We start from the raw sequence: 26,560 nt of genomic DNA on the forward strand, positions 1-26,560 counted from the left end.
ATACTAAAAAAATGTTATAACATTGTAAATCAGGACTGAAAAATTTACCTATAACCTTCCGGAATTAAGCAAACCGGAATAGGTATCATCTTGTGCCTGTTAGCATTATTTAATTTTTTGTAAATTTCAAATGCAATTTTTTCGCGACCTGAGAAATCGTCAATCGTTTTCCCAACGGCATCCGCCGCCATCGCCTCTTCCAATTCGTCGTAGGTAGCGCCCAATTGATCTTCGTCAGAACGGTCATCGCCGAAAAGGCCATCGGTAGGCGGTGCCACCAATATTGAATCGGGGACAGATAGGTACCGCCCGAGGGCATACACCTCTGATTTTACGAGGTCTGCAATCGGGCTCACGTCTACGCCACCGTCTCCATACTTCGTATAAAAGCCCACTCCAAAGTCTTCGACTTTATTTCCTGTTCCGGCTACCAGCAAACCGTGAAGGCCGGCATGGTAATATAAGGTTGTCATCCGAAGTCGCGCCCGTGTATTGGCCAGTGTGTGGGCCAGCATCGGCTCGTTCTCATCGCCCGGAAAGGTGGCCTTGAAGCTCTCAAAGAGCGGTGTGAGATCGGACGTCGCTTTCTCCACATTGGGGAAACGGCTTTGCAACTGCGCGATGTGTTCGCTGCTTCGGGCCCAGTGGCTCGGCGGCTGGTGGATGGGCATTTCGACGCACAACGTCCGGAGGCCGGTTTGCGCACAAAGTGTAGACGTAACGGCAGAGTCGATTCCGCCCGAAATACCAACCACAAATCCGTTGGTTCGCGAGCGTACGGCATAGTCCTGGAGCCAGGCGACGATATGGGTGTTCACCCGGGCTACATCAAGGGTGGTGTTTTTTTGCATCTTGTTGGTTTGAAAAACAGGGCGCGAATGTATCTTTGTCGCGCTTTTGGGTGGCTAAAATTAGCCAAATCCGGGCGTATTTCCTTACACAATTACAATATTTCCGGTATTTCCCGGTTTTGCCTAGATGAAACGACTGTTTTTATTTTCAACGCTTCTCCTGCTCGTGGCCTGTGGGAAGCAATCCAAGACAGAAAAGGCCATAGAGGAGGTGCCACTGGACAATATCCGGGTGGAACGTTTTGACAAGGCCTTCTTCGAAACACCTCCCGCCGGACTGCCCGCCCTCAAGCGGCAGTACCCGGAATTCTTCCCTGCGTCAACGCCCGACTCGGTCTGGATCGCCAAAATGACGCATCCGCAATGGCGCGAGCTCTATAATGAGGTGCAGAAGCGCTTCCCCGACTTCAACAAACAAACGGCGGAAATCGAAGACCTCTTCCGTCACATCAAATATTACTACCCGAAAACGCCGACACCCACCGTCGTGACGCTCATCAACGAAATGGACTATAATACGAAGGTTCTGTATCGCGATGGGCTGGTATTGATTTCGCTGGAGCTGTATTTAGGGAAAGACCATAAATTCTATGATTATCCGGAGTACCTGCGGCAGAATTTCGAACCCGGACAAATGATGCCGGATATCGCAGCCGCCTTCGCCGCTACCAAGCTTCCGGAGTTGACCGAGAACACCCTGCTGGCCCAGATGGTCCGGGCCGGAAAGGAACTGTATATGAAGGATTTACTCCTCCCCAACTATTCCGATGCCGCCAAAATAGGTTACACGGATGCCCAGATCGCCTTCTGTAAGGAAAACGAAGGAGTTATCTGGACCTCTTTCGTAGAACAAAAATTACTGTATAGCACCGACGGTCGACTCGGCAACCGCTTTATCAACCCGGCCCCGTTTTCGAAGTTCTATCTTGAGGTGGACAACGAAACGCCCGGCCGCATCGGCACCTGGGTCGGATGGCAGATCGTTCGCGCCTATATGGAACAAAACGAAGAGGTGAGCCTGACGCAACTGCTTGCGATGGACGCCAACGAGATCTTCACCGGATCACACTACAAACCGAAATTATCCAATGACTGATACGTCTTCTGAAATCCGCATCAAGATCGCGCTCGACGCGAATCGTATTCCCGAAAAAATGACCTGGACGGCCCGTGATGGCGGCGTGGTAAACAAGCCTACCAAAGCGCTTTTATTGTCGGTCTGGGACAGCAAGCCGCAGGAAACGCTGCGCATCGACCTCTGGACCAAAGACATGCCCGTCGACGAGATGAAAGTGTTTTTCCACCAAACCCTCGTGGCGATGTCCGACACCTACCAGCGCGCCACCGGCGACGAAAAAATGGCCGACACCATGCGGGATTTCTGTGAGTATTTCGCCGAAAAACTCGACTTAAAAAAGTAAAGGAAACATTGGTTTCCGATTGTTTAGCGTAGATTTTTTGGGCGTCCCGGCGCAAGGAATTCCCGTCACCTAACAGGTTGTTGGCGCGCCGTCGCGCTCTCCGCACTCGCTTTGCTCCGCGAAAAGCGTCGCAAAGCTCAGACAATCGCTACGATCGCTGACGCAGCCTTCACACGTTCACCTACCTGATAGCCCGGACAGGTAAAGCATATCTGTCCCATCGCCCCGCTTTCCTCTTTCCTCCTTCTTCTCACCTCTCACCCCTCTCATCTCACCCCTCTCCCTTAAACAACTCCTTATTGATCCCGTCAATAAACGCCAGTAGTTCCTCTTTGCCCGTTCCGTCCTCTGATGACGTGATAAAATACGGTGGCATTTCTTCCCAGTCGCCCGCCAGTAGCGTTTTCTTATAATCCGCGACCAATCCGTGCGCCTTTGTCTTCCCAACCTTATCGGCTTTGGTGAAGATGAGCGCGACCGGAATACCGGTTTCGCCCAGATACGTCAGGAACTCGAGGTCGATTTTTTGCGCTTCAAGCCGGATATCGATCAAGACAAACGCACACGACAACTGTTCGCGCGTTTCGAAATAATCGGTGATGAACTTCTGGAACGTTTCTTTCGTTTTCTTTGAAACCCGTGCATAACCATAGCCGGGTAAGTCGACCAAAAACCAGTTGTTGTTGATCTTGAAGTGGTTGATCAACTGCGTTTTACCTGGTTTACCCGAGGTTTTCGCGAGGCTTTTGTGGTTCGTCAGCATGTTGATCAGCGACGATTTTCCCACGTTCGAGCGTCCGATGAACGCGTATTCCGGAATCCAGTCTTTCGGGCACTTGGCCGCATCGGAATTACTGACGATAAACTCGGCGGATGTTATTTTCATATGTGCTTGTTCCGGATACCGGATAGTAGATAAAGGAAAATGGTCCAATAGCCCGCAAACTCACTTGCGCAGTTCGTCAACTCCTCAGTTCCTCAGTTGCTTCTCTACTCAGTTCCTCAAAAATGATGCTCCCGCAACCACTCGTGCATCAGGCGGTTGAATTCGTTCGGGTGCTCCATCATGGCGGCATGCCCGCACTGGTCGATCCAATAGAGGCTGGAATGCGGTAAGAGTTTATGGAACTCCTCTGCTACCTCCGGCGGTGTTACTTTGTCGTTTTTACCCCAGATGATACAGGTCGGTACGTGCATTTTCGGCAGGTCCTTCGCCATATTATGACGGATGGCGCTCTTGGCGATGGTCAGGGTCTTGATGAGTTTGAGGCGGTCATTCGCTACGGCATAGACCTCTTCGACAATCTCAGGTGTGGCGATCTTCGGGTCGTAAAACACTTCTTCCGCCTTCTTTTGGATGTAGTCGCGGTCGCCCCGACGCGGATAACTGTCGCCCATCGAGTTTTCGTAAAGACCCGAACTTCCGGTGATCACCAGGGCCAGCATCTTCTCAGGATACATCTTTGTGTGGTAGAGCGCGATGTGTCCGCCCAATGAATTTCCCAACAGGATCACCCGCTCGAACCCTTTGAACGTGATAAAGTCCTTCACAAACTTCGCAAAGGCTTTCACGTTGGTTTTCAGGATGCTTTGCGTGTAAATCGGCAACTCCGGAATGACCACTTTGTATCCCTGCTTCGGGAAATAGTCGGCTACTCCGTCAAAATTACTCAGCCCGCCCATGAGTCCGTGAAGCACAATGATCGGCGTTCCTTCACCGGCTTCATAGTAAGTGTATCTGCCTTCTTTTTTCAATTGGTAGGTCATGCGTACGGGCCTTTCTTAAAATCCCCACAAATATAGGAGTTTCAACCAAAAGGGGGCGGCTTTTTTTCGTCATCCCACCAAGGGTGATGGAGGTTATACCGCGTCGTTGGTGGCCGCTAGTGGGCCGGGTGGGGGATAAAGGGAAAACTTATCAACAAAAGTGGGGTATTGTGGAGATTTATGGAGGAAATCGTTATTTTTGCTTAACCACGGGTAAAATCTTAATGTGTTGATTACCATCATCGGAACATACGAATGCAAGGCGGATGACAAGGGAAGGCTGATAGTGCCGGCTCCCTTGAAGAAGCAGCTTGCGCCGGTATTGGCGGAAGGTTTCGTGCTGAAACGTTCGGTTTTCGATCCGTGTCTGGAGTTGTGGCCGATGTCGGAATGGAACCTGATGATGGCCAAAATCAACAAACTCAACCGGTTCAACAAAAAGAACAACGATTTCATCCGCCGGTTTATGGCGGGCGTGAAAATGATTGAAATCGACGATTTAGGGCGGATACTGATCGCGAAAGACCTGAAAGACTTCAGTTCGATCCAGAAGGAAGTGGTCTTCTCGTCAAAAGTCAACATCGTCGAGATCTGGGACAAACAGAAATACGAAAGTGCCGTGTCTGGCGATGACGTCGACTTTGCGGCGCTGGCAGAAGATGTAATGGGGGGTGCAAATGATGACGGTGATGGACTATCATAATCCGGTATTGTTGTCGGCTACGGTCGACGGACTCGACATTCGTCCTGACGGGATGTATGTCGACGTGACCTTTGGCGGTGGCGGACACTCGCGCGAAATCCTGCGCCGGCTCGGACCCAACGGGCGCCTTTTTGCGTTCGACCAGGATGTCGATGCTGTAGAGAATGCCCTTGACGACGATCGCTTCGTGCTCATCAACGAGAACTTCCGGTTCATTCGCCGTTTTCTTCGCCTTCACGGCGTACGCCAGGTCGATGGTGTTTTGGCGGATCTCGGCGTATCGTCCCACCAATTCGACGTGCCTGAGCGGGGCTTCTCAACCCGGTTCAATGCGCCGCTCGACATGCGGATGAACCAAAACGACGACCTGAATGCATTTCGCGTCATCAACGAATACGATGAACTGCAGCTCCGGCGCGTGTTTCTCGACTATGGCGAACTCAAAAACGCCCCGGTCATCGCCCGCACGCTCGTTGACGCCCGCATGAAGCAACCCATCCGCAGCACCGAAGAATTCAAACAGGTGCTGTCGCGTTTTTTGCCGGCCCACAAAAGCAATAAAATACTGGCCCAGATGTATCAGGCCATCCGGATAGAAGTGAACCAGGAATTGGAGGTGCTGAAGGAATTCCTGCTCCAAATGAACGACCTGCTGAAGACCGGCGGCCGCCTGAGTATCATCTCCTATCACTCCCTCGAAGACCGGTTGGTGAAGCGTTTCATCCGTAACGGGATGTTCGAGGGCGAACCGGAACGCGATTTCTTCGGGAATTACGAAACGCCCTTCGTTCCCGTCGGAAAGCTGATTGTTCCCGATGAAGCCGAAATTGCCGTGAATAATCGTGCGCGCAGTGCCAAACTGCGTATCGCCGAACGTACCGGAAAATGAAGAACGCGGTTTACAACATACTCAAAGCCCGTTTCCTTGTCAATGAGGATGCCTTCCGTAACTGGAGGTTTATCCTTTTTCTGGTATTGCTGGCCATCGTGATGATCGGCAACAACAACAGCTATGATGAAAAGACGTACCGCATTGCGGTGCTGACCAATGAAGTGAAGGAACTGCGCTCAGAGTTCGTCGACCGCCGTTCCCAGTTGATGAAACTGAAAATGGAATCGACCATCGCCGAGAAGATGCAGGAACGCCACATCTATCCGTCTGCCGTGCCGCCTGTCAAAATCAGGGTCAAGCAGCCGAAGAAAGAAGGCTTTTTCGATAAACTATGGTAGACAACGATAAAAAGATCGCCCACAGGATGTACCTGTTTGCTGTCGTGATTTTCATCATGGCCGTTGCCGTCGTGGTGAAAATGACGAACATCCAGCTGGTCGAAGGCGACTATTATCGGAAACTGGCCAAAGAGCGTACGGTGAAACGCTTCGTCATCCCGGCCAATAAAGGGAACATTTATTCGGTGGACGGCAGTTTGCTGGCGACGTCCATCCCTAACTATGACATCCGCTTTGATGCAGTAGCGCCTAAGCAGGAGGATTTCGACAAGAACCTCGGCGCGCTGGCACAGTCGCTTTCGGAGATGTTCGGTAAGTCGGCCGCGCATTATGAAAACGCCCTCACCCGGGCCCGTGACCACAAAAACCGCTACTTCCTGATCGCAAAAGGACTCAGCTATACCGAGTATATGAGGGTGAAGGGGTTTCCGCTGTTCAACAAAGGACCGTATAAAGGTGGTTTCATCATGGACCAGAAAACCGTCCGTGAATACCCGATCGGTCAGGTGGCGTTGCGGACCATCGGCTATGATCGCATCGGCGGTGATGGCAAACGTATCAGCAAAGGCATCGAGGCCGCTTTTGCCAACTACCTGAACGGCACCGACGGTAAAATCCTCAAACAGAAAATTGCAAAAGGGCAATGGAAGCCGATCCGCGATGAGAATGAAGTGGAGCCGCACGACGGATACGATGTCATCTCTACCATTGACGTATACATACAGGATATCGCCCACCACGCCCTGCTGAAGCAACTCCAGGAATACCAGGCCGACCACGGATGCGTAGTAGTTATGGAAACCAAAACGGGTGAAATCCGCGCTATTTCCAATCTTGGCCGTGCGAAAGATAGCACCTACTACGAAACTGTGAACTATGCCGTAGCCGAATCACATGAACCGGGCTCTACGTTCAAGTTGTTGGATATGCTGGCGTTGTTAGACGACAAGCGGGCCGATACCTCCGACGTTTACAACCGTCACGGAGGCGAGATGCAATATAGCGGCGGCCATCGCGTGAAAGATTCGCACTATAGCGGTGCCGAGCCGAGCGTATCCTTGGCGCGCGGATTTGAAATTTCATCCAATACGGTGCTGGTGCAGGCGGTGTATAACCACTACCGTAAAGATCCGGAGACGTTTGTGAACCGGATCAACCGATACGGACTCGACAAGCCACTGGGACTCCCGTTTGAAGGGGAAGGTAAGCCTATTATCCCGCAACCGGGTGATGCGCGTTGGTCGGCTATTTCACTTCCGTGGATGGCATTCGGCTATGGCGTGTCGGTGACCCCGTTGCAAACCCTATCGATCTATAACGCCGTCGCCAATAACGGTGAGATGGTCAAGCCGTTGTTCGTCCGGGAAATCAAAGAATGGAACAAAACGATCAAGAAGTTCGATAAGCAGGTGATTTGCCCGAAGATCGCATCGGATGCCACCCTGAAGAAAGTACGTGCGGTATTGGAAAATGTGGTCAAGAAGGGAACGGGAAAAGCCTTGTATTCGCCCAACTTCTCCATGGCGGGAAAAACCGGTACGGCCCAGGTCGACTATTACAAAGGCGAAGGGAAACTGTATTACGCTTCCTCGTTTGTCGGGTATTTCCCGGCTGATAATCCGAAGTATTCCTGCATTGTGGTCGTACACAAACCGTCTACGGCAAAAGGCTATTACGGTGCGGATGTGGCGGGTCCGGTATTCAAACGGATTGCACAAAAGATCTTTACCGATTCTCCTTCGATGAATGAAGTACGGAACCTCAAGCAACGCAATCCGCTTCAGGACAAAAATTTTGAACGCTATGACGCCCAGGTCGTATCAGGACGCAAGACCATCCCCAACCTCAAAGGCATGGCGGGAATGGACGCCGTGGCCCTGCTCGAGAACCTCGGCATGAAAGTGCGGGTCATCGGGGTGGGTAAAGTGCGCAAGCAATCCCTGAATCCGGGCGAAAGCATACAGAAAAACACCACTATAACACTTGAATTATCGTGAGTATTCTCCGCGACATACTATATAAAGTCAGTATCGACGCTGTAAAAGGCGCTACGGATATCCGCATCCGGCAGATAGACTTCGATTCCCGTAAGATCGGGCAAGGCGATGTGTTTGTAGCGATCCGGGGCACCGTTTCCGACGGACACGCCTATATCGATACGGCCATCGCGCAGGGTGCGATTGCTGTGGTGTGTGAAACCCTTCCTGAAACCATCGTGGCTGGCGTGACGTATGTGCGTACGCCCGACGCGCATTCAGCGTTGGCATTCATGGCCGCGAATTATTACGGCAATCCGTCTCACGACCTGAAACTCACGGGTATTACCGGCACCAACGGAAAAACAACCGTGGCGTCGTTGTCGTACCAATTGTTCCGTAAAGCAGGCTTCAAAACCGGACTGATCTCAACAGTGCGGATTATGGTGGACGATGTCGAATACAAAGCGACGCATACCACTCCCGACTCGCTGACCATCAACCGCTACCTGCGGGAAATGGTCGACGCCGGTATCGATTACTGCTTTATGGAAGTAAGCTCGCACGGCATCCACCAAAAACGGACAGAAGGCCTGCAGTTTGCTGGCGGCGTATTTACCAATTTATCCCACGACCACCTTGACTACCATGCGACGTTCGCCGAATATCGCGATGTGAAGAAGGCGTTTTTCGATCACCTGTCGCCGTCGTCTTTTGCCCTCACCAACCTCGACGACCGCAACGGGCTTGTCATGTTGCAGAATACCTATGCCCGCAAACGGACATATGCACTGAAATCGTTCGCCGACTATAAAGCGCAGATACTGGAGAACCAATTATCAGGACTGTTGCTTAAAATCAACGACCAGGAAGTGTGGGTTCGCCTCATCGGCACCTTCAATGCCTATAACTTGTTGGCGATTTATGGCACGGCGGTGGAATTGGGATTGGAACCGCTGGAAGCCCTACGCCTCTTGTCGGAGTTGGAAAGTGTGTCGGGCCGCTTCCAGTTCATCGTATCCGATTCGAAGATTACGGCCATCGTCGATTACGCCCATACACCCGATGCGTTGGAGAATGTGTTGAAGACGATCAACGACATCCGCACCCGCAACGAACAGTTGATTACGGTGGTAGGATGCGGTGGCGACCGCGATAAAACCAAGCGTCCGGTCATGGCGGATATCGGCTCGTCTATGAGCGACAAGCTGATCCTGACGTCGGATAACCCGCGAAGCGAAGATCCCGATGACATCATCGCAGACATGGAGAAAGGCGTACAACCGCAACATTACAAACGTACGATTGCCATCACCGACCGTCGTCAGGCTATCAAGACCGCCTGTCAGCTTGCCAACCCCGGTGATATCATCCTGGTAGCCGGTAAAGGCCACGAAAACTATCAGGAAATCAAAGGTGTACGCTATGATTTCGACGACATGCAGACCGTAAAGGAACTATTGATACAACTAAACAAATAACCGGCTATGCTCTACTACCTCTTCGACTATTTACATAGGGAATCTGGACTCCCCGGAGCCGGTGTATTCCAGTATATTACGTTCCGGTCGGCGCTGGCCATTATCTTTTCCCTCGGACTTTCGACGATTTTCGGGAAGCGGGTCATCAACTTCCTGCGGAGGCAGCAGGTAGGGGAGACCATCCGCGAACTCGGCCTCGAAGGGCAGAAAGAAAAAGCGGGAACGCCTACGATGGGTGGTTTGATTATCATTGGTGCGACGCTGATTCCGGTGTTACTGTTCGCGAAACTCAACAATATCTATGTCATCCTGCTCATCGTAACGACCCTTTGGATGGGTACGATCGGCTTTATCGACGACTACATCAAGATCTTCAAGAAAGACAAACAAGGCCTAAAAGGGATTTTCAAAGTGGTAGGTCAGGTCGGATTGGGACTCATCGTCGGAACGGTGCTCTACTTCCATCCGGGTGTGACCGTGCGTGACGAATCGGGTTCTAATTACCGGTATGAAAACGGCACCCGGATCGAAATCCAACCGTCGGCGCACTACGAAAAATCCACCGCCACTACGATTCCGTTCGTCAAAAACAACGAATTCGACTATGCCGAACTCATCTCCTTTATGGGTGACGACTACCACAATTGGGCGTGGCTGATTTTCATCCCGGTGGTGATTTTCATCGTAACGGCGATCTCAAATGGCGCCAACCTTACCGATGGTATCGACGGTCTTGCGGCCGGCACCTCGGCAATATCCGTGGTAGCGCTGGGCATCTTCACCTTTGTATCAGGTAACGTCATTTTTTCGAGTTATCTCAACATCATGTACATCCCGAATTCGGGCGAGATGACCATTTTCATCGCAGCTTTTGTCGGGGCGTTGATTGGTTTCCTTTGGTACAACTCCTATCCCGCCACTGTGTTCATGGGCGACACGGGCAGTTTGACCATCGGTGGCGTCATTGCCGTATTGGCAATTGCCGTGCGGAAAGAACTATTGGTGCCGCTGCTTTGCGGGATCTTCATCGTTGAAAATTTTTCCGTAGTGCTGCAGGTGAGCTATTTCAAATACACCAAAAAGCGCTTTGGCGAAGGGCGTCGCATCTTCCTGATGTCGCCTTTGCACCACCACTACCAGAAGAAAGGCTATCATGAAAGTAAGATCGTGACCCGTTTTTGGGTCGTGGGTATCCTGCTGGCCATTTTGTCGATTGTAACCCTGAAACTGCGATAGGATGAAACGACTCGTAGTATTAGGCGGAGGCGAAAGCGGTGTGGGCACGGCCATCCTTGGTAAAAAACAGGGATACGACGTGTTTGTCTCCGATTTGGGACGGATCAAAGACCACTATCGCGAGGTCTTGAATCTCAACCAGATCGAATGGGAAGACGAGCGCCATACCGAAGAACGCCTGCTGCTGGCCGATGTGGTGATGAAAAGTCCGGGAATTCCGGATAAGGCACCCATGGTCACCAAACTGCGGGATCGGGGCATCGCGGTCATCTCGGAAATCGAGTTCGCCGCCGGATTTACCAAGGCGGTGACAATAGGCATCACCGGCAGTAACGGCAAAACGACGACGACGATGCTGACGTACCATTTGCTGCGCTCGGGCGGACTCAACGTCGGCCTGGCCGGAAACGTCGGGAAGAGTTTTGCGTGGCAGGTGGCGGATGAGAATTACGATGCCTATGTGCTGGAATTAAGCAGCTTCCAGTTAGACGGCATCATCGACTATAAGCCGCACATTGCTGTGTTGACCAACATCAGTCCGGATCACCTTGACCGCTACGAATACAAATACGAAAACTACATCGCCTCGAAATTCCGGATCACGATGAACCAGGACGAAGACGATTATTTCATATACGACGCCGATGACCCTGCCATCAGTAAATGGCTGGAAACAAACGATATCAAAGCACAAAAAATACCTTTTTCGATTACCCGGCCACTGCAGACAGGGGCCTATCTAAACGACCAAACCATGAAACTGCACATCAAAGAAGACGATTTCTCAATGGACACCAGCCACCTCGCACTCGAAGGCAAGCACAACCTCAAGAACGCCATGGCCGCTGCATCGGTAGCCCAACTGATGAAAATCAGGAAGCAGACCATCCGCGAAAGCCTGTCGAACTTCCAGGGCGTTGAGCACCGATTGGAGAAAGTGCTGAAAATCCAGAATGTACAGTATATCAACGACTCAAAAGCGACGAATGTCAACGCGACCTTCTTCGCCCTCGAGAGCATGACCGTCCCTACCGTATGGATTGTGGGTGGTGTGGATAAAGGAAACGATTACACTGAACTGATGCCACTCGTTCGCGAGAAAGTCAAAGCGATTGTGTGCCTCGGTGTCGACAACCGCAAGATCATCGATGCGTTCGGCGACGTGGTAGACGTGATGGTGGAAGTCGACAACATGACCGACGCCGTCCGTACCTCACAGCGCCTGGCCGAAAAGGGCGACGCCGTGCTGTTGTCACCGGCATGCGCCAGTTTCGACCTGTTCGAAAACTACGAAGACAGGGGAAAACAGTTTAAGCAGGCGGTGCAGAATTTGTAGAAGAAGGAACGAGTAGCAAGGAGCAAGAAGGGCTAACCCAACAGTAACATGAAGAACATTGTAGCAAGTTTGAAAGGAGACAAAGGCATCTGGTCATTCGTGGCCCTGCTGGCGCTTTTCTCGTTCATGCCGGTGTTCAGCGCCAGTAGTAACCTGGCGTTTATCGGGCAGGGTACGGGCAATACGCTCGGGTACCTGCTGAAGCACTTTGTGCACATCGTATTTGGGTTCTTCATCCTTTACAACATCCAGAAAATCCCGTATCACTACTTCCGCGGCATATCGCGTATTTTCCTTCCGTTGGTATGGCTGCTGCTGGCCTATACGCTGTTTTTCGGTATCGAGCAGGGCAGCGCCACCCGTTGGATCCAGGTGCCGTTTCTTGGCGTTTCGTTCCAAACATCTTCACTTGCATCGATTGTGTTGATGATGTATGTGGCCCGCTACCTGTCGAAGACCGGTGAACCCGACAACTTCAAATTGTCGCTCTTCAACCTCTGGACGCCGGTGGCCATCACCCTCATGCTCATCCTGCCCAATAACTTCTCAACCGCGGCACTGATATTTTCGATGGTGCTGATGCTGACGTTCATCGGAGGCTATCCCGCGCGGTACCTGGGCATTATTATCGCGATGGGCGTCGGGGCCTTCATCCTGTTTATAGGCGTGGCCAAGATCATGCAGAAAACCAATCCGGGGCACGTGCCCGGCGTGTTCCAACGCGTCGAAACGTGGGAGAACCGGATCATGAACTATTCGAACAAAGAGAAAGACGAATCCGACGGCGACTACCAGATCGAAAAAGCCAAGACGGCGATTGCAACCGGTGGTATCTACGGACTCGGGCCAGGGAAGTCGGTGCAGAAAAATTTCCTGCCACAATCGTCCTCCGATTTCATCTTCGCGATTATAGTGGAGGAATACGGACTGATCGGCGGACTCGGCATCCTGACACTCTACTTATTGTTGTTTTTCCGTTTCGTGGTGGCCGCGCACAAAGCCAACTCGCTTTTTGGGAAACTGTTGGTCGTAGGACTGGGATTCCCGATCATCTTCCAGGCCTTGATCAATATGGGCGTCGCGACGCAGTTGCTGCCTGTGACCGGACAAACGCTACCTCTCATCAGTTCAGGCGGTAGTTCGATATGGATGACCTGCGTGGCACTGGGAATCATCCTGAGTGTGACGAAGAAGGAAGAAGAAATCGCTGAAGAACTCGAAGACAAGGAACGCCGTGAAAAAGCGCTCCAGAAACTGATAGACGAACAGATCGAACGGGATGCGCGCGAGGCAGCCCAGGCGGATGACGACGAAGACTACTCAATAGAGGATGCATCCGATAACCCCTTACAACCGGTTATGCGATGAAGAAACTGAAATTCATATTAAGCGGAGGCGGCACGGGTGGTCACATCTACCCGGCCATCGCGATTGCAGATGAGCTTCGCCGTCGCTATCCCGACTGTGATATCCTCTTCGTAGGTGCCCAGGATAAAATGGAAATGCAGAAAGTGCCCCAGGCCGGTTATCCCATCAAAGGCCTCTGGATTTCCGGCATTCAACGCAGCCTCACGCTCGACAACGCGATGTTTCCCCTGAAGATGTTCTCGAGCCTGCTGAAAGCCCGCACCATCATTCGCGAGTTTCGTCCCGATGTGGCCATTGGAACCGGCGGCTTTGCCAGCGGTCCACTGTTGCGTGTAGCGGCAGCGGCCGGCGTACCGACGCTGATCCAGGAGCAGAATTCCTACCCGGGTATCACCAATAAGTGGCTATCGGCCAAAGCACGAAAAGTATGCGTTGCCTATGACCACCTCGACCGGTTCTTTCCTGCGGGGAAAATCGTAAAAACCGGCAACCCGGTGCGTCAGGACCTACTCCAGATCGACGGAAAACGCACCGAAGGCCTTGCGCATTTTGGCCTTTCCGAAACGAAGAAAACGCTGTTGGTATTGGGCGGAAGCCTTGGCTCACGGCGCATCAACCAGCTTATCGCAAAAGAAGTCGTCAACATCGCGGCGCAGGACGTGCAGGTGATCTGGCAATGCGGGAAGTTTTACTACGAAGAGTACCAATCGTACGAAAACGATGCGATCCGCGTCCGCGCTTTCATCGAGCGGATGGATCTTGCGTATGCCGCCGCCGATGTCATCATTTCCCGTTCCGGCGCTTCGTCGGTTTCCGAATTGTGCATCGTCGGCAAACCCGTGATCTTCATCCCGTCACCGAATGTGGCAGAAGACCATCAAACCAAGAACGCGCAGGCCATCGTCGATGCGAAGGGGGCGGTATTGTTGAAGGAAAGCCAGCTCGACACCCAGTTTGCCACGACATTCACCGATTTGTTGCAGAACGACACGTGGCAGGCCGAACTCGGGCGAAACATCCGCAGCCTCGCACTGCCGGATGCGACCCGCGATATTGTAGACGAAATTGAACAATTACTAACCAAATAGGATGCAGTCCGGAAATTTCCATAACGTCTATTTCATCGGCATCGGAGGCATCGGTATGTCGGCCCTCGCCCGGTATTTCAAAAAGACCGGACGAAACGTGACGGGCTATGACAAGACGCCTACTCACCTGACCGACGAGTTGGCGACCGACGGTATTACGGTGCATTTCGACGACGACATCCAGGCGATTCCCGCTTCGTTCCGTCCGGAAGACACGCTCGTTGTCGTGACACCGGCGGTACCGAAAGACCACGGCGAATGGAACTATTTCCTGGCGAACGGCTATACCGTGAAAAAACGGGCCGAAGTACTGGGCATCGTAACCCGCGACAGCTATTGCCTGGCGGTAGCCGGTACGCATGGGAAGACGACGACGTCCAGTATCCTGGCACACATCCTCTATACGGCGAAGGCCGATATGACCGCCTTTTTGGGAGGTATCGTGGAAAATTACGACTCGAACATCGTAGGTGACGGCATCGCCCTCACCGTGGTGGAAGCCGATGAATTCGACCGGTCGTTCCTGCACCTGCACCCCGATGTTGCCTGCATCACCTCAATGGATGCCGACCACCTCGACATTTATGGGGATGATGCCGCCATCAAGGCCTCGTTTACGGAGTTTGCAGCCAAAGTAACCGACAAAAGCAAATTGTTCATCGCGAACGGTCTGCCGCTGGAAGGTGTGACCGTCGCCGTAGAGGAGAAGGCCGATGTGTCGGCGCAGCACGTTCGAATCGAAAACGGGCGCTACGTGTTCGACATCGTCACCCCGACGATGCAGGTAACGAATGTGGCGTTTGGCTTACCGGGCCACCACAACCTGATGAATGCCCTGATGGCGTCGGCCATGGCCATGACAGCCGGTGTTTCGGCAGATGATATACGGGCCGCGTTGGATAGTTTTCGCGGCGTGCGCCGCCGGTTTTCGTACCAGATCCGGGAAGAAGGCTTGGTGTATATCGACGATTACGCCCACCATCCAACGGAAATCGACGCGGTGCGACAAGCGGTTAGCGAGTTGTATCCCGGGAAGAAGATACTCGCGGTCTTCCAACCCCATCTCTACAGCCGCACCCGTGATTTCATCGACGGATTTGCGCGCAGCCTGTCGGGTTTCGATGAAATCGTTTTGCTCGACATCTATCCGGCACGTGAACTGCCGATCGAGGGTGTGACGTCGGATTGGTTGTTGGAAAAAATTGAAAATCCACATAAGGAATTGGTGTCGAAAACCGCCCTTTTCGAGGTGTTGAAAACCAGCGATGCCGATGTATTCGTGACCATCGGCGCCGGAGATATTGGAGAAATGACCGCTGACATAAAAAACGTGCTCCATGAAAAAGCGTAATTGGCGAAATATCTGGATCAATGTCCGTTTGGTGCTGATTTTCATCGGATTATTGGCGCTGTATTCGTTCACGCTGAAACGGAACGAAAGCCGCCCGCTGCGCCGCACCGAAGTGACGTTCGAAGAGCCGAAAACCCGCTATATCACCGCAACCGCGGTTAATAAATTGTTAATAGAAAATAAAACGGCTCCGCGTGACGTCCGGGTAGATGAGGTAGATTTGGGTAGGTTGGAAAAATCCATTGATGCAAACGACATGGTCGAGAAATCGGAAGTGTTCGTGACAATCGACGGTTGCCTCCACGCAAGGGTGAAGCAAAAGACCCCGGTTGCCCGGGTCGTAGGTGAAGAAGGATCGTTCTACCTTGACAATGAAGGAAATGCGATGCCGCTTTCGCCGGTTAGCGCCGCCCGCGTCCCGCTGATTTCGGGCGACTTAACGGCCGCCGACAGCAAAAAATTAGGCGAACTTTTCCGGATGGTCCACGATGATGATTTCCTGAAAAAAAACATCATCGGTGCGCGGATCATGCCCAATGGAAGCATCCTGATGCAGAACCGGAACTACGAGTACGTGATCGAGTTCGGGCGAACCATCCACATGCGACGGAAGTTCGACAACTATAAGGCATTTTTCCAGAAGGCGGTTCGCGACAGCCTCCTGGACGACTACCGAAACATCAACCTGAAGTTCATCCGACAGGTGGTATGCACCCGGTAACGCGAACGAAAAACGGGCCGGCTTCCCGATAACAAGCCAAAGAGCATAAAAGGCAGCAATAGTACGTCATAACGACCATTATGGAAAAAGAGAACATCGCAGTAGGCCTCGACATCGGAACGACGAAGATCGTCGCCATGATCGGGCGTAAGAACGAGTACGGCAAGCTGGAGATCCTCGGTGTGGGGAAATCGAAAAGCCTCGGCGTGGCGCGTGGCGTGGTGAATAACATCACGCAGACGATCCAGTCGATCCAGCAGGCCGTGGCCGAAGCTGAGAACGATTCGAATTACCAGATCAAGGACTGTGTGGTCGGCATTGCCGGACAGCACATCCGGAGTATCCAGCACGCGGATTACATCAGCCGGAGCAATCCGGAAGAGGTCATCGGCGATAAGGATATCGATCTGTTGATCAACCAGGTACACAAACTGGCGATGCTTCCCGGAGAAGAGATCATCCACGTGCTGCCACAGGAATTCAAAATCGACGGGCAATCCGAAATCAAGGAACCAATCGGTATGTACGGCGGACGTCTGGAGTCCAGCTTCCACGTCGTAGTCGGACAGGCGTCGTCTATCCGTAACGTAGGTCGCTGCGTGCAGAGCGCCGGCATCGAACTGTCTGGGTTGACGCTTGAGCCGCTGGCTTCCGCTGACGCCGTCCTCAGCCAGGAAGAGAAAGAAGCCGGTGTAGCCCTGATCGATATCGGAGGTGGCACGACGGACCTCGCGATCTTCAAGGATGGCATCATCCGTCACACCGCGGTCATTCCGTTCGGCGGTAATATCATCACGGAAGACATCAAAGAAGGTTGTTCCATCATCGAGAAACAGGCGGAACTCCTGAAAGTGAAATTCGGTTCAGCCTGGCCAGGCGAAAACAAAGACAATGAAATCGTGTCGATTCCCGGACTCCGCGGACGTGAACCGAAAGAGATATCGCTGAAAAACCTGTCGAAGATCATCCACGCCCGTGTGGTCGAAATCATCGAGCAGGTATTCAATGAAATCAAGGCATACGGACACGAAGACCCACGCAAGAAGCTCATTGCCGGTATCGTATTGACAGGAGGTGGCTCGCAATTGAAACACATCAAGCAATTGGTCGAGTACATCACCGGAATGGATACCCGCATCGGATACCCGAACGAGCACCTCGCCGGCAATTCAGATGAAGAGTTTTCAAGTCCACTGTATGCTACAGCCGTCGGACTCGTCATGAACAGCATCCGCAACAATACCTGCAGCGCCATCCCAATGGTGCCGGTGGAAGTGCAGAAGCCGGTCTACCGCGCGCCCGAACCGGTGTACCAGCCGATTGCCACGCAGCCTGAGCCGGTGGCCGAAACACCGGTAGAGCCAGTGGCCCCGGTGTTGGATACCAAGCAGGTAGAGACTACCGAAACCAAGATCAGGCGTTCCTTTTTCGATAAGTACGTCGATAAAATCAAGGAATTCCTTGATAACGCAGAATAACACGACTAGCCAAATAACGGGGGGATAAAAATCAAGAGAGCAAGAATTTAAACCAAAAAGTATGACCAGCAACTCAGAATTTGGAAGTATTTCATTCGATCTGCCTAAAAACCAGTCGAATGTCATCAAAGTAATCGGCGTAGGCGGTGGGGGAAGCAACGCGATCAACCACATGTTCCGCCAGGGTATTAAAGGTGTTGATTTCATCATCTGCAACACCGATGCACAGGCCCTGCAGAACAGCCCCGTGCCGAATAAGATACAACTGGGCGTTACCCTAACCGAAGGACTCGGGGCCGGTGCGAACCCAGAAGTAGGGCAACAGTCGGCGATCGAAAGCATCTCGGATATCGAGAAAATGCTCGACAGCAACACCAAGATGGTCTTCATCACCGCCGGTATGGGAGGTGGTACCGGAACCGGTGCGGCTCCTGTCATCGCACAACTGGCCCGTGAACGCGACATCCTGACCGTGGGTATCGTAACTATCCCGTTCCAGTTTGAAGGCAAGGTGCGCCAAGACCAGGCCATGAACGGCGTCGAGCGCCTGCGCAAACAGGTCGACTCGCTCATCGTCATCAATAACAACAAACTGCGCGAGGTATACGGAAACCTGGGCTTCAAGGCCGGGTTCTCGAAAGCCGATGAAGTACTCGCAACCGCTTCCCGCGGCATTGCAGAGGTCATCACGCACCACTACACCCAGAACATCGACCTGAAAGATGCGAAAACCGTACTGTCGAACAGCGGAACGGCCATCATGGGATCGGCGCTCGCCAGTGGTGAAAACCGCGCAAAAGAAGGGATTGTCGCCGCTCTCGACTCTCCACTGCTCAACGACAATAAGATCACCGGTGCCAAAAACGTTTTGTTGCTGATCGTTTCGGGTAGCCAGGAAATCACCATCGACGAGATTGGTGAAATCAACGACCATATCCAACAGGAAGCCGGCTATAACGCCAACATCATTATGGGTGTAGGGGAAGACGAAAGCCTGGGCGACGCCATTGCCGTGACCATCATCGCGACGGGCTTCAATGTCGAGCAGCAGAACGAAATCGTCAATACCGAGCCGAAGAAAATCATCCACGCGCTGGAAGACGAACAACGCATTACGCACAACCTGACCCAGAAGACGCTCACGCCTTTCGACCTTTCACTGTCTGCTGAGCCGGAAGTGAAAGAAGAGAAGATCGTGCACGACCTGATGGAAGAGGTAACGGCGCGCGAGACCAAAATCGCGATGGACATCATCGCGGCAGCGGAAATAGTGGAAGCGCCAAAAGCGGAACCTGTATTCGAAGTTGACCTTGTGCCAACCACCGAGTTCATCAAAAACCTCGATGTGACCTTCGAAATCGTATCGCCGGCGGCCTTCGCCAACGATTTCCTGTTCGCACCTGAAGTGAACGACATCCGCGTGAACGAGCCCAAAACCGTAAAACAGGAAGAAGACCAGTTCACCTTCTCTTTCGATCTGCCAGTAAGCAAGCCCGAGCCTGTAGCGGCCCCACCGGCCCCTGTGGCAGAAGACCGTATGCTGTTCGAACTCTCGGCTGAAACGCACGATATCACCGTGAACCAACCGGTGCAGGTAGTGCCGATGACCGAACTCAACGAAACCGGTGTCATCCGTTATTCGCTTGAAGAGTACATGGAAATCGAGAACGCCCTTACCGATTCGAAACCGGTTGCCAAAGTAGCCGAAGAACCGGAAGAGTTGAAAATCACGATGAAAGAAGTGAACTGGGGAAGCGAATTCGCCAGCATCAACGAGAACGTATCGCCGACCGAAATGTCGATCGAAGAAGCCAACCGTCTCCGCGCCGAAGAAAGAAGGCGGAGGCTGAAAGAATTCAACTATAAGTTCCACAACAACCCGTCACGGTTGGAGGAATTCGAGAAAGAACCGGCGTATAAGCGCATGGGACTTGACGTGACCTCTACGCCTGACCAAAATAGCAAATCCCGTTTGTCATTGGGGCTCGACAGCAACGACGACATCCAATTGCGTTCGAACAACTCGTTCCTGCATGATAACGTGGATTAACTAACTCAAACCTTTTTGCTAATGACCCGGGACCTGTGTTCCGGGTTATTTTTTTTACTTTTGCAATGGATTTTGGGAAGCATGGCACCCTCGCTCCGATTCACGGGACACGACCGGCTATCCGCTATAGCTTTTTCGCCGTCGCGCCGCATCACGCCCGACGTTTAGGGGCGGCTCAAAAGGCTGCCGCTGCTATCCGGGCTAGCGGGAGCTGCCTGTTCCAAAACACGTTACGAAATACAAAACGACAACGATATGAGTCTATCCGAGAAAATCATGGCCGAGATCAAAGACGCTATGAAAGCAAAAGATACCGTGAAACTAGAGTCTCTCCGCGCGGTGAAGTCGGCCTTGTTGCTGGCCCAGACCGAAAGCGGCGCCAAAGCCGAAATCGCGCCCGAAGAAGAGATCAAACTGCTGCAACGCCTGGTGAAACAGCGTCGCGACAGCGCAAAAATCTACACCGAACAGGGCCGTCCCGACCTTGCAGAACCCGAAATCGCGCAGGCCGCCGTCATTGAGCAGTTTCTACCCGCACAGTTAAGCGAAGCCGAAGTAGAGGCAGTCGTCGCCAAGATCATCGCCGAGACTGGCGCCAGCGGAATGGCTGCGATGGGCAAGGTGATGGGAGTGGCCAGTGCACAATTGGCAGGTCAGGCCGACGGCAAGACGATTTCCGGTGTGGTGAAGAAATTATTGTCCTGATACGACACAAAACCCAACGGATTTCGCTATTTTCGCATCCGTTTTACCGGCCTCATAGTTCAATGGATAGAATTTCAGATTCCGGTTCTGAAGATTTGGGTTCGAATCCCGATGAGGTCACGAATAAATGCCACTAAAAGCAGAAAAGGCCGAGCCCCCGCTCGAGCCTTTTCTGCTTTTAGTGGTATTTTCAAAGCGGAGCTTTGCGGGATGTGCGCAGCGCAGCGGAGCAAATCCCGATTCATGACCTCATCGCCAATGTAGCAGCCGAGCCCCGCTCGAGCCTTTTTCCTTTTTGTGGGTATTTTCAAAGCGGAGCTTTGACGGGATGTGCGCAGCGCAGCGGAGCAAATCCCGATGAGGGATCTTATCGGCAATGGAGCAACCTAGCCCCGCTTGAGCCTTTTCTGCTTTTAGTGGTATTTTCAAAGCGGCCCTTTGCGGGTTTTGCGAAGGAACACACAATCAAGAAGGGCGTGGTAGTGCCAAGGGGCCGCGAAGACACGAAGACGCGAAGGCGCGCGGGGAGGTGTATCCACGATAGGTCGTTTATAGCCGCGAAAGGGGCGTGAGGTTGGCAGAGACCTTCCGCGGCCCGCGCGAAGGATAGGAGCGGTAGCCTTTTGAGCCTGTAGGGCGTGTCGGGGATCTTGTTGTTTCTGGCGAAAAAGCTAAAGCGGATAGCCTGACGGCGCCTTATGGGCCGAACAATGCAAAAGACCCGTTGCGCCGGCGCGCCCAAAACCCTACTTTTGGTTTCTTTATTAAAATTCGTAGATGGATGCAGTCGGAGACGCGCTGTTAGGCGTTTTTATGTTGGCTTTTCTCGCCCTTGTGTTGTTTTTTATGGGCCGCGCTATCCTGTTTTTGATGGTCGAGCCGGTCTTTGTGTTTGCGTGCAACCGACCGTTGTATGTGCACGCCTACCTTCGCACCAAGCGACTTGATGAAACATTGCGGGCCCAATTGCGGCGTGAAAACCGGTTTTACGCGCGGTTGTCAGCCCAACGACAGCGGTATTTTGACCATCGGGTGGTGCGTTTTTTAGAATGCTACGAATTTGAGGGGCGGAACGGCCTGGAGGTGACCGACGCCATGAAGACGTCGGTAGCGGCGGCGCATGTGATGCTGACGTTCGGGATGCGGACGTATCTTCCGGACCTGTTGAAGAAAGTGATCCTGTATCCGGATGTGTATTATTCGCCGTTTACGAAATCTGACAATAAAGGCGAGTTCAACCCGATGGTCGGTGCGGTCGTTTTTTCGTGGCGGCATTTCCAGGAGGGGCATGAAATAGGGAATGACAACCTGCACCTAGGTATCCACGAGTTTACCCACCTGATGCATCTGTATGGCGAGCGGTCGCGCCATGCCAGTTCCTCGATTTTCAGCGATATGTATGGCGAAATCATGGCCGGGCTTGCACAACCCGGTGCGATGGAGCGGGTGCGCAATACGGGCTATTTCCGCGACTACGCCTTTACCAACGCCCACGAGTTCATGGCGGTGGTGCTGGAACACTTCTTCGAGACGCCAACCGAGTTCAGGGCACACTTCCCGTTGCTGTATGAGAAAGTGGCGAAGATGATTAATTACCGGGAACGGTAGGCGTTTTTTCGTAACTTTCGGGTAAAACGATATCATGATATTCGGAAAAGTGGACGACCCCGGGCTCGTCGATTTCACCCTGCCGGTGGACGCACCGGAAACCAAAGGCGTGCTGTCAAAAGGCAATCCCAAGGCGTTTGAAGCGTTTGTGGGCTGCGCCAAGTGGAACCGCACCGACCTGAAAGGGTTTTATCCCCGCGGCACAAAAGACGAGCTGACGTATTACGCCACCCAGTTCAACTCGATTGAGCTCAATGCGACCTTTTACGGCATGCCAAAATGGGAGCAGGTAGAAGCGTGGCGCGATAAAACGCCGGAGGGGTTTCGGTTTTTTCCAAAAGTAAGCGACCTGATCACCCATTACCGTAGGCTGAATAACGTAGAGGAACCCATCAGCACGTTTGCCAATGCGGTCAGCAATTTCGGCGATAAGCTCGGAATGGCGTTCCTGCAATTGCACGACAATTTCAAACCGAAGGATTTTGCGAAACTCGAGGCGGCGCTGCGAATGTTTCCGGCCGGTTTTCCGTTGGCGGTGGAAGTACGCAATGGCGAATGGTTCGCCGATAAAACCACACTCGATGCCTTCTGTGGTTTGTTGTCGGAACTCGGCATGGCCAACATCATCGTCGATACAGCGGGTCGGCGCGACATGCTGCATATGCGGCTGACGACGCCCGTGGCTTTTGTGCGGTATGTGGGTGCTAACCATCCGTCAGACGTCCCGCGTTTGGACGAGTGGGTGGAACGCATTGCCGATTGGAAAAAGCAGGGACTCGAAAAGCTGTATTTCTTCGTGCACCAAAATATTGAGAAGGAGTCGCCGTTGTTGTCGTCTTATTTCATCGAGCGACTAAATGCCGCGATTGGCACCGATTTGAAGATTCCGGCGCGGCAGGTGGCGCAGCAGTCGGAGTTGTTTTAGGGCAATACGTACCAGTGACGAAACGGCTTAGACCTCAAAGGTTTTCAAAACCTTTGAGGTCTAAAGGTCGCGTTTTCGCTTTGAAAAAAAGTACGGGAAACCCGCACATAATGTTAAAACAACTTACGCCAGCAATTGACGTAGCGACGCCACTGTTGCCACCGGATCTTCAGAACGGAAAACGAAATTCCCCGCAACAAGCACATCAGCACCGGCTTCGACCAGGGCCTTCGCGTTTCCGGCATTCACCCCACCGTCGATTTCGATAAGCGTTGACGCGCCTTTGCTTGTAATGAGGGCTTTCAGTTTGCGAACCTTATCATAGGTGTTCTCTATAAAAGACTGCCCTCCGAACCCAGGGTTGACACTCATGACGCAGACAAGGTCGATGTCCTTGATGACGTCTTCCAACAGCGCAACCGGAGTGTGGGGATTCAACGCCACACCCGCTTTCATGCCTTCTGCCTTGATGGCCTGTAGGGTGCGGTGAAGATGTGTACAGGCTTCGTAATGCACCGTCAGGTTATGCGTGCCCAGTGCGGCAAAAGTCTTGATGTAACGGTCGGGGTCGACAATCATGAGGTGGACATCTACGACTTTTTTCATGTATTTGACGGTCGATTCGAGCACCGGCATCCCGAAGGAAATGTTGGGCACGAAAACCCCATCCATGATATCGATGTGAAACCAATCAGCCTCACTGGCGTTGATCATCTCGATGTCGCGTTGCAGATTGGCGAAATCAGCCGCCAGAACAGACGGCGCAATAAGAGTTTTGGACATAGTAGTGTTGTTGTGGCGCAAAGGTACGGAAGATTTGGGAAAGCGGAAGGTGGAGTAGCAGGCAGTAGGCAGTGGGTAGTAGGCAGTAGGCAGTAGGCGCGGTGGACGATTGTAATCGACATTCCCGCAGCTTTGTGCCGTCACATCAGAAGATCAGGGATGAGATAGCTTTTCATCAGCCTTCGTGTCTTAGCGCCTTTGTGTCTATAATTACAAAAGAATCGCTTAGTCGATAATCCGCCCCCTTCGCGTCTTAGGCTATCACTATAAAGAACCACTCAGTCGATAATTCGTGCCCTTCGTGTCTTAGTGCCTTCGCGGCTGAAATGAAAAAACTCCGGGAACCCGAGCACATTGTGCGAACAGACCGGAGTTTCAAATAGTATCTAGGTGACCCTACAACATGAAAAAACTCCGGTAATCAGCCGGAGTTTCAATCATCAATCAAAAAACGAACAGTTAATCAGACTGTTGTCGCGTTTATATCAAAAAAGTGATAATCGTAAATTATGGACGTGCAAAATACAACTAAATTTAAAAAATCCAAATGTAAAATGCCCGGCTATTGTTGCAATTATCCCAGGTAGGTCTTCAGGATTTTGCTGCGTGAGGTGTGTTTCAACCTCCGGATAGCCTTCTCCTTGATCTGGCGCACACGCTCGCGCGTGAGGTCGAAGGTCTCGCCAATCTCCTCAAGTGTCATCGGATGTTGGTCACCCAATCCGAAATACAGACGCACCACATCCGCTTCACGCGGTGTAAGCGTTTCAAGCGAACGCTCGATTTCCGTCCGCAGTGATTCGTGGATCAGTTCACGGTCGGGGTTAGGAGACTCGCCTGAACGCAATACATCATACAGGTTCGAATCCTCGCCTTCTACCAACGGCGCATCCATTGACAGGTGACGTCCGGAATTCTTCATACTCTCCTTCACGTCGTTGACGGTCATGTCGAGTTCTTTCGCGATTTCTTCCGCGGATGGTGGACGCTCGTTCGATTGCTCGAGCAACGCATACATCTTGTTGATCTTATTGATCGATCCGATTTTGTTCAGCGGCAAACGCACAATACGCGATTGTTCGGCCAACGCCTGAAGAATCGATTGACGGATCCACCAAACCGCATACGAAATGAATTTAAAACCGCGGGTTTCGTCGAAGCGCTGCGCAGCTTTGATCAATCCAAGGTTTCCTTCGTTGATCAGATCGGGAAGCGTCAATCCCTGGTTTTGGTATTGCTTGGCAACGGATACCACGAAACGAAGGTTGGCTTTTGTCAGCTTCTCCAACGCTTTCTGGTCTCCGGCCTTGATCTTTTGTGCGAGTTCCACCTCTTCGTCAGCGGTGATAAGATCGACTTTCCCGATTTCCTGTAGGTACTTGTCAAGTGAAGCAGTCTCCCGGTTGGTTACCTGCTTGGTAATCTTAAGTTGTCTCATGAATTAGTCTGAGTGGGGTTACGATACTTGTAGTTATACGTATGCCGCTCCGAAAAAGTTACAAACCTCCAAAAAAATCTTTAGTAGGAAAGATCGACCCGGGCCGTCAGGCGCGCTTCGTAAAAGGCAACCTTTTGTAACATCTTGCTAAAGAATAATTTACGGTCTCTGGTGCCGGAGTGGTTCAGCGATTTTGAGTTTTGCAATTGGAAGAGAAAATAGTCGCGGGCGTGCCGGCACGTCACGTCGTCTCCGGTGATGAAATAACCTAACATCGTATAAGGGACGAAGAGGCGCATACGGTTCTCATCGCACACGAGTACGTTATTGTTAAGAATCAAAAGCTCATTATGGTACAGATCATAACGCGCATCCGCCCGCGAACAGCGACGCTCGGTTTCCGCCAATAATGTGCGGACATCCTCATAGAGCGCGCGCGCCGCGTCCGGTGTCAGCAATCCCGATTCCGAGAAATAGTCGATTTGCTGTAAGGTGCTGTTGATCGTCGTATCATTCCAGATTTCACGGATGGCCATATTCGCATACGCATTCCGCAGTCGGCTGCTGTGCGGTAGTACGGCTTCCGGTACCGTAAACCCCGAAAAAGGCGTCATGTCGCTACCGGTCAGCAACGCCATCCATACATATAGCTTGAACTTCGACAACAGCGTACCGCCCACCGTATGAAACAGCGGGATATCCTTAGCGGAATAATACATCACCGCGTCCTGCTTCTGGAAACGTTCCAGATAATCCGCCGATGTCGCAAAATAATCAGCCAGGTCAGCAAACGAATGGATTTCCTTGGTCTTTTCGACCACCACTTTGTTATCGGCACCCAACACCGCATCCATCGACAGGTTAAAATGCCGACACAACGCGACGGCCTCGTCTATCGAGAACTTGCTCTTAGAGGATACCCGCCGGTGGGCCGCATCGTAGCTAATCGATAGGACAGCCGACAATACATCCAGCAACGAATCACCGGGTGGGATTTTCTTTCGGATGGCAGCCAGCAGCAGATCTTGGTTCATTTGTGATTTT

24 protein-coding genes and 1 tRNA gene are annotated in these 26,560 nt (G+C 52.3%); 19 read left to right on the forward strand and 6 right to left on the reverse strand.

Annotated features, from left to right (window positions below; all coding sequences use genetic code 11):
- Window positions 1-44: 44 nt before the first annotated feature.
- Entirely contained in the window at window positions 45-851 is an 807-nt protein-coding gene (gene nadE, locus MKO97_RS05295; RefSeq protein ID WP_241105023.1) for an NAD(+) synthase, read from the reverse strand.
- 127 nt (window positions 852-978) lie between these two features.
- Here nadE and gldB point away from each other — a divergent pair, with 127 nt between their 5' ends.
- Together gldB and gldC are read left to right on the forward strand one after the other, a co-directional pair.
- Window positions 979-1,947 (forward strand): gliding motility lipoprotein GldB, encoded by a 969-nt coding sequence (gene gldB, locus MKO97_RS05300; protein ID WP_241105024.1) that lies wholly within the window; start codon window positions 979-981, stop codon window positions 1,945-1,947.
- Window positions 1,940-2,272, forward strand: coding sequence for a gliding motility protein GldC (gene gldC / locus MKO97_RS05305; protein ID WP_241105025.1), 333 nt, complete (start codon window positions 1,940-1,942; stop codon window positions 2,270-2,272). Before gldB ends, gldC begins: the two co-directional genes overlap by 8 nt.
- Before the next feature lie 271 nt (window positions 2,273-2,543).
- On the opposite strand, the gene yihA is transcribed toward gldC, so the two are convergent.
- Together yihA and MKO97_RS05315 are read right to left on the reverse strand one after the other, a co-directional pair.
- Entirely contained in the window at window positions 2,544-3,158 is a 615-nt protein-coding gene (yihA, locus tag MKO97_RS05310; protein WP_241105026.1) for a ribosome biogenesis GTP-binding protein YihA/YsxC, read from the reverse strand.
- Between the two features lie 116 nt (window positions 3,159-3,274).
- Window positions 3,275-4,039: an alpha/beta fold hydrolase gene (locus tag MKO97_RS05315; protein WP_241105027.1), complete on the reverse strand. Its 765-nt coding sequence runs from the start codon at window positions 4,037-4,039 to the stop codon at window positions 3,275-3,277.
- A 229-nt stretch (window positions 4,040-4,268) separates the two neighbouring features.
- Between MKO97_RS05315 and MKO97_RS05320 the strand changes: the two genes are divergently transcribed.
- The 17 genes from MKO97_RS05320 to MKO97_RS05400 all read left to right on the forward strand — a co-directional run bounded on the left by MKO97_RS05320 (window position 4,269) and on the right by MKO97_RS05400 (window position 23,295).
- Window positions 4,269-4,742, forward strand: a complete 474-nt coding sequence (locus MKO97_RS05320) for a division/cell wall cluster transcriptional repressor MraZ (RefSeq protein WP_241105028.1) — start codon at window positions 4,269-4,271, stop codon at window positions 4,740-4,742.
- Window positions 4,717-5,631, forward strand: coding sequence for a 16S rRNA (cytosine(1402)-N(4))-methyltransferase RsmH (gene rsmH / locus MKO97_RS05325; RefSeq protein WP_241105029.1), 915 nt, complete (start codon window positions 4,717-4,719; stop codon window positions 5,629-5,631). The genes MKO97_RS05320 and rsmH overlap by 26 nt, the downstream gene beginning before the upstream one ends.
- Window positions 5,628-5,972, forward strand: coding sequence for an FtsL-like putative cell division protein (locus MKO97_RS05330; RefSeq protein ID WP_241105030.1), 345 nt, complete (start codon window positions 5,628-5,630; stop codon window positions 5,970-5,972). The genes rsmH and MKO97_RS05330 overlap by 4 nt, the downstream gene beginning before the upstream one ends.
- Window positions 5,966-7,969: a penicillin-binding protein gene (locus MKO97_RS05335; RefSeq protein WP_241105031.1), complete on the forward strand. Its 2,004-nt coding sequence runs from the start codon at window positions 5,966-5,968 to the stop codon at window positions 7,967-7,969. Before MKO97_RS05330 ends, MKO97_RS05335 begins: the two co-directional genes overlap by 7 nt.
- Window positions 7,966-9,429 carry a UDP-N-acetylmuramoyl-L-alanyl-D-glutamate--2,6-diaminopimelate ligase gene (locus MKO97_RS05340; RefSeq protein WP_241105032.1) on the forward strand — a complete coding sequence of 488 codons (1,464 nt, stop codon included), beginning with the start codon at window positions 7,966-7,968 and terminating at the stop codon, window positions 9,427-9,429. The genes MKO97_RS05335 and MKO97_RS05340 overlap by 4 nt, the downstream gene beginning before the upstream one ends.
- 6 nt (window positions 9,430-9,435) lie before the next feature.
- Window positions 9,436-10,665: a phospho-N-acetylmuramoyl-pentapeptide-transferase gene (gene mraY, locus MKO97_RS05345; protein ID WP_241105033.1), complete on the forward strand. Its 1,230-nt coding sequence runs from the start codon at window positions 9,436-9,438 to the stop codon at window positions 10,663-10,665.
- Window position 10,666: 1 nt separating this feature from the next.
- The gene (gene murD / locus MKO97_RS05350; RefSeq protein ID WP_241105034.1) at window positions 10,667-12,001 is read left to right on the forward strand and encodes a UDP-N-acetylmuramoyl-L-alanine--D-glutamate ligase; all 1,335 of its coding nucleotides are present in this window, start codon (window positions 10,667-10,669) and stop codon (window positions 11,999-12,001) included.
- A gap of 48 nt (window positions 12,002-12,049) precedes the next feature.
- Window positions 12,050-13,369, forward strand: a complete 1,320-nt coding sequence (locus MKO97_RS05355) for an FtsW/RodA/SpoVE family cell cycle protein (RefSeq protein ID WP_241105035.1) — start codon at window positions 12,050-12,052, stop codon at window positions 13,367-13,369.
- Window positions 13,366-14,457: an undecaprenyldiphospho-muramoylpentapeptide beta-N-acetylglucosaminyltransferase gene (murG, locus tag MKO97_RS05360; RefSeq protein WP_241105036.1), complete on the forward strand. Its 1,092-nt coding sequence runs from the start codon at window positions 13,366-13,368 to the stop codon at window positions 14,455-14,457. Before MKO97_RS05355 ends, murG begins: the two co-directional genes overlap by 4 nt.
- A 1-nt stretch (window position 14,458) precedes the next feature.
- Entirely contained in the window at window positions 14,459-15,808 is a 1,350-nt protein-coding gene (murC, locus tag MKO97_RS05365) for a UDP-N-acetylmuramate--L-alanine ligase (RefSeq protein WP_241105037.1), read from the forward strand.
- Entirely contained in the window at window positions 15,795-16,529 is a 735-nt protein-coding gene (locus MKO97_RS05370; RefSeq protein ID WP_241105038.1) for a cell division protein FtsQ/DivIB, read from the forward strand. Before murC ends, MKO97_RS05370 begins: the two co-directional genes overlap by 14 nt.
- 80 nt (window positions 16,530-16,609) lie before the next feature.
- The gene (gene ftsA / locus MKO97_RS05375) at window positions 16,610-18,007 is read left to right on the forward strand and encodes a cell division protein FtsA (protein WP_241105039.1); all 1,398 of its coding nucleotides are present in this window, start codon (window positions 16,610-16,612) and stop codon (window positions 18,005-18,007) included.
- A 61-nt stretch (window positions 18,008-18,068) separates the two neighbouring features.
- Window positions 18,069-20,057, forward strand: coding sequence for a cell division protein FtsZ (gene ftsZ / locus MKO97_RS05380; protein WP_241105040.1), 1,989 nt, complete (start codon window positions 18,069-18,071; stop codon window positions 20,055-20,057).
- Window positions 20,058-20,312: 255 nt separating this feature from the next.
- Window positions 20,313-20,762, forward strand: coding sequence for a GatB/YqeY domain-containing protein (locus MKO97_RS05385; protein WP_241105041.1), 450 nt, complete (start codon window positions 20,313-20,315; stop codon window positions 20,760-20,762).
- 48 nt (window positions 20,763-20,810) lie between these two features.
- A tRNA-Arg gene (locus MKO97_RS05390) sits at window positions 20,811-20,882 on the forward strand.
- 657 nt (window positions 20,883-21,539) lie between these two features.
- Window positions 21,540-22,370 carry a zinc-dependent peptidase gene (locus MKO97_RS05395; protein WP_241105042.1) on the forward strand — a complete coding sequence of 277 codons (831 nt, stop codon included), beginning with the start codon at window positions 21,540-21,542 and terminating at the stop codon, window positions 22,368-22,370.
- Window positions 22,371-22,404: 34 nt separating this feature from the next.
- Window positions 22,405-23,295: a DUF72 domain-containing protein gene (locus MKO97_RS05400; protein ID WP_241105043.1), complete on the forward strand. Its 891-nt coding sequence runs from the start codon at window positions 22,405-22,407 to the stop codon at window positions 23,293-23,295.
- 123 nt (window positions 23,296-23,418) lie between these two features.
- Here MKO97_RS05400 and rpe read toward each other — a convergent pair whose 3' ends face one another.
- From rpe to MKO97_RS05415, 3 genes are all read right to left on the reverse strand, one after another.
- Entirely contained in the window at window positions 23,419-24,078 is a 660-nt protein-coding gene (gene rpe / locus MKO97_RS05405; protein WP_241105044.1) for a ribulose-phosphate 3-epimerase, read from the reverse strand.
- 574 nt (window positions 24,079-24,652) lie between these two features.
- Window positions 24,653-25,516 (reverse strand): RNA polymerase sigma factor RpoD/SigA, encoded by an 864-nt coding sequence (locus MKO97_RS05410; protein ID WP_007137700.1) that lies wholly within the window; start codon window positions 25,514-25,516, stop codon window positions 24,653-24,655.
- Between the two features lie 80 nt (window positions 25,517-25,596).
- On the reverse strand, window positions 25,597-26,550 hold the full coding sequence (locus tag MKO97_RS05415) for a hypothetical protein (protein ID WP_241105045.1): 954 nt from the start codon (window positions 26,548-26,550) through the stop codon (window positions 25,597-25,599).
- Between the last annotated feature and the right edge of the window lie 10 nt (window positions 26,551-26,560).

The sequence above is a fragment of the Flavobacterium sp. HJ-32-4 genome, from assembly GCF_022532105.1.
GTDB lineage: Bacteria > Bacteroidota > Bacteroidia > Flavobacteriales > Flavobacteriaceae > Flavobacterium.

Excerpts from the sequence above, each read along its gene's own strand:
- nadE (WP_241105023.1), bottom strand. The coding sequence starts at position 851 with ATGCAAAAAAACACCACCCTTGATGTAGCCCGGGTGAACACCCATATC.
- gldB (WP_241105024.1), top strand. The coding sequence starts at position 979 with ATGAAACGACTGTTTTTATTTTCAACGCTTCTCCTGCTCGTGGCCTGT.
- gldC (WP_241105025.1), top strand. The coding sequence starts at position 1,940 with ATGACTGATACGTCTTCTGAAATCCGCATCAAGATCGCGCTCGACGCG.
- yihA (WP_241105026.1), bottom strand. The coding sequence starts at position 3,158 with ATGAAAATAACATCCGCCGAGTTTATCGTCAGTAATTCCGATGCGGCC.
- MKO97_RS05315 (WP_241105027.1), bottom strand. The coding sequence starts at position 4,039 with ATGACCTACCAATTGAAAAAAGAAGGCAGATACACTTACTATGAAGCC.
- rsmH (WP_241105029.1), top strand. The coding sequence starts at position 4,717 with ATGATGACGGTGATGGACTATCATAATCCGGTATTGTTGTCGGCTACG.
- MKO97_RS05330 (WP_241105030.1), top strand. The coding sequence starts at position 5,628 with ATGAAGAACGCGGTTTACAACATACTCAAAGCCCGTTTCCTTGTCAAT.
- MKO97_RS05335 (WP_241105031.1), top strand. The coding sequence starts at position 5,966 with ATGGTAGACAACGATAAAAAGATCGCCCACAGGATGTACCTGTTTGCT.
- mraY (WP_241105033.1), top strand. The coding sequence starts at position 9,436 with ATGCTCTACTACCTCTTCGACTATTTACATAGGGAATCTGGACTCCCC.
- murD (WP_241105034.1), top strand. The coding sequence starts at position 10,667 with ATGAAACGACTCGTAGTATTAGGCGGAGGCGAAAGCGGTGTGGGCACG.
- MKO97_RS05355 (WP_241105035.1), top strand. The coding sequence starts at position 12,050 with ATGAAGAACATTGTAGCAAGTTTGAAAGGAGACAAAGGCATCTGGTCA.
- murG (WP_241105036.1), top strand. The coding sequence starts at position 13,366 with ATGAAGAAACTGAAATTCATATTAAGCGGAGGCGGCACGGGTGGTCAC.
- murC (WP_241105037.1), top strand. The coding sequence starts at position 14,459 with ATGCAGTCCGGAAATTTCCATAACGTCTATTTCATCGGCATCGGAGGC.
- MKO97_RS05370 (WP_241105038.1), top strand. The coding sequence starts at position 15,795 with ATGAAAAAGCGTAATTGGCGAAATATCTGGATCAATGTCCGTTTGGTG.
- ftsA (WP_241105039.1), top strand. The coding sequence starts at position 16,610 with ATGGAAAAAGAGAACATCGCAGTAGGCCTCGACATCGGAACGACGAAG.
- ftsZ (WP_241105040.1), top strand. The coding sequence starts at position 18,069 with ATGACCAGCAACTCAGAATTTGGAAGTATTTCATTCGATCTGCCTAAA.
- MKO97_RS05385 (WP_241105041.1), top strand. The coding sequence starts at position 20,313 with ATGAGTCTATCCGAGAAAATCATGGCCGAGATCAAAGACGCTATGAAA.
- MKO97_RS05395 (WP_241105042.1), top strand. The coding sequence starts at position 21,540 with ATGGATGCAGTCGGAGACGCGCTGTTAGGCGTTTTTATGTTGGCTTTT.
- MKO97_RS05400 (WP_241105043.1), top strand. The coding sequence starts at position 22,405 with ATGATATTCGGAAAAGTGGACGACCCCGGGCTCGTCGATTTCACCCTG.
- rpe (WP_241105044.1), bottom strand. The coding sequence starts at position 24,078 with ATGTCCAAAACTCTTATTGCGCCGTCTGTTCTGGCGGCTGATTTCGCC.
- MKO97_RS05410 (WP_007137700.1), bottom strand. The coding sequence starts at position 25,516 with ATGAGACAACTTAAGATTACCAAGCAGGTAACCAACCGGGAGACTGCT.
- MKO97_RS05415 (WP_241105045.1), bottom strand. The coding sequence starts at position 26,550 with ATGAACCAAGATCTGCTGCTGGCTGCCATCCGAAAGAAAATCCCACCC.